This window comes from Gryllotalpicola sp. CP2-P1, assembly GCF_057512245.1.
Genome location: NZ_JBLRDT010000312.1, coordinates 1 through 2,073, shown reverse-complemented (window position 1 = coordinate 2,073; position 2,073 = coordinate 1). Strand labels below are relative to the sequence as shown.

Here is a 2,073-nt window from a genome sequence, read left to right as displayed (position 1 = left end):
GGTCGTGACCCCGCGGGACGAGGTGGTCGCGCCACGCGAAGAGGTCGTGACGCGCAGAGACGTGGTCGGCCGGGAAGCCGCCGCATTCGGCGGAATCAAGTGGGGTTCGGCGTTCTTCGGCTGGCTGTCGGCGATGGGGCTCGCGGTGCTGCTCGTCGCGATCCTGAGCGCGATCGGCGCCGGCGTCGGGCTCGGAACCAACAACGGCGACGCGAACAGCGCCGCCCAAGCCGCCGGCGCCAACGCCACGACGGTCGGCGTCGTGGGCGCGATCGCCCTCGCGGTGATCCTGTTCGTCTCGTACTTCTGCGGCGGGTACGTCGCCGGGCGGATGGCGCGCTTCGCGGGCATCCGCCAGGGCTTCGCCGTCTGGATCTGGGCGGTCGTGTTCGCCGTGATCGGCGCCGTCATCGCGGCCATCGCCGGCTCGAAGTACGACGTGCTCGGGAATCTGAACAGCTTCCCCCGCATCCCCATCGACGAGGGCACACTGACGGCCGGCGGCATCGTCACCGCGATCGTCGTGGCGGTGGTCAGCCTCGTCGGGGCGCTGCTCGGCGGCCTCGCCGGCATGCGGTACCACCGCGCGGTCGACCGCGCCGGGTTCGCCGAGGAGTGAGGCCAGCCCCCGTTCTGGGCATCCCCTCGATGCGCACGCGGCGCGATAGTTGAGAAAGCTGACGTTTTTTCAACAAGGAGAGTCATGAAGCTGCGCACCGAGGGCCTGACCTGGCAGGAGATCGACGGCGAGCTCGTCATTCTCGACCTGGCGACGTCGGCCTACCTGACCACCAATGTCGCGGGCGCCACCCTGGCGAAGCTGCTCACCGAGGAGCGCACGCAGAGCGAGCTGGCCGCGGCCCTGGTCGACGAGTACGCCATCGACCAGGGCCGCGCCGACGCCGACACGGCCGCCTTCATCGCCCAGCTGCGCGAGAAGGCGCTGCTCGAGGCCTGAGCCTCTTCAGACCGCGGCGACGGCCTCGAGATAGGCCATGCGCGATGCCGCGTCGGGAACGTCGCGGCGCAGAATCCGCTCGTCCGCGCCGCGCGTGATGCGGCGCTCGGTCGCCCGCACGCGCCAGCTCGCCACGGCGGCATCGAGCGCGCTCGCGGCGAGGTGCTCGCGGGCGCTCGAGAACAGCGTTCCGCCCTGGTGCCGGTCGCCGGGCAGGCCGGGGAACGGGTATCTCTCGTCGCGCTCGCGGGCAAGCCGACCCCACACGCTCGCCGCGGGGGCGAGGACCGCGGCGGGCGGCGGGTTCCGGAAGCCGAGGGTGCGGGAGACCCGGTCGAGCACGAGCGCGGAGGCGACCGTCGTGCGGGCCGCAGCGGTGCGGCGCGCGAACTCCGCCCAGTCGAAGCCGGGCTGTGCGGTCGCGTGATGGATGTCGGCGATCCACATCAGCCTGTTGGCGCCCGCCTGTGCGGCATGGAAGACGAGGTGCACGACGGTGTCGACCGGGTCGAACACCGACACCGCCACCCCGCTGCCGAGCCGCGCGGGGCGCGCGCGGCCCAACATGCCCGCCATGTCGGTGCGGAACGCGCGACGCAGCTTGGGCGGCACGGCCATGTCCCAGTGCAGGTCGATGTGCGTGCCCGCGGGGCCGAGCAGCCCGATCTCCGCCCGCATCGATCGGCTGAGCTCCGGCCAGTTCCGGTCGACCAGCGTGCACCCGGCCGCCAGCAGCTCGTCGAGCGCCGCCGCGAAGTCGCCCCGGCCGACGAAGACGTCGAGGTCGTAGTACTCGCGCATGTCCGGGCTCGGCCAGATGAGGTCGGCCGCGACCGGGCCCTTGCCCACGGCCCAGGCGATGCCCGCGTGCGCGAACACCTCGGCGATGCGGCGCAGGTCGCCGCTCGCCTGCATGTGGCGCATGAGCTGCAGCGTGCGGTGCGGCGCGAGTCGGTCGGCCCATTCGCGGGGCGCATCGGGCGCGCTGCCGACGCGGCGCCTCCAGCTCGGAGTGCCGGCGTGACGCCGCCGAGCGGGGACCGCGCACTCGCGCGGCTGCTCACGCAGAGCGTCATCGGGGTCTCCGGCGAGCCCCTCGGCCCCGAGGTGCGCGC

At 73.1% G+C, this 2,073-nt stretch carries 3 protein-coding genes; 2 read left to right on the top strand and 1 reads right to left on the bottom strand.

All coding sequences use genetic code 11. The features are described 5' to 3' along the window. Positions 1-4 precede the first annotated feature (4 nt). Both ACM2XV_RS14645 and ACM2XV_RS14640 read left to right on the top strand, forming a co-directional pair. Complete coding sequence (locus tag ACM2XV_RS14645; protein ID WP_487027463.1) at positions 5-619, top strand: hypothetical protein; 615 nt, start codon at positions 5-7, stop codon at positions 617-619. A gap of 84 nt (positions 620-703) precedes the next feature. Further along, positions 704-958, top strand: a complete 255-nt coding sequence (locus ACM2XV_RS14640; RefSeq protein WP_344776839.1) for a PqqD family protein — start codon at positions 704-706, stop codon at positions 956-958. Positions 959-964: 6 nt separating this feature from the next. On the opposite strand, the gene ACM2XV_RS14635 is transcribed toward ACM2XV_RS14640, so the two are convergent. Continuing rightward, the coding region (locus ACM2XV_RS14635; RefSeq protein ID WP_487027462.1) for a nucleotidyltransferase family protein at positions 965-2,073 on the bottom strand (1,109 nt) is incomplete at its 5' end.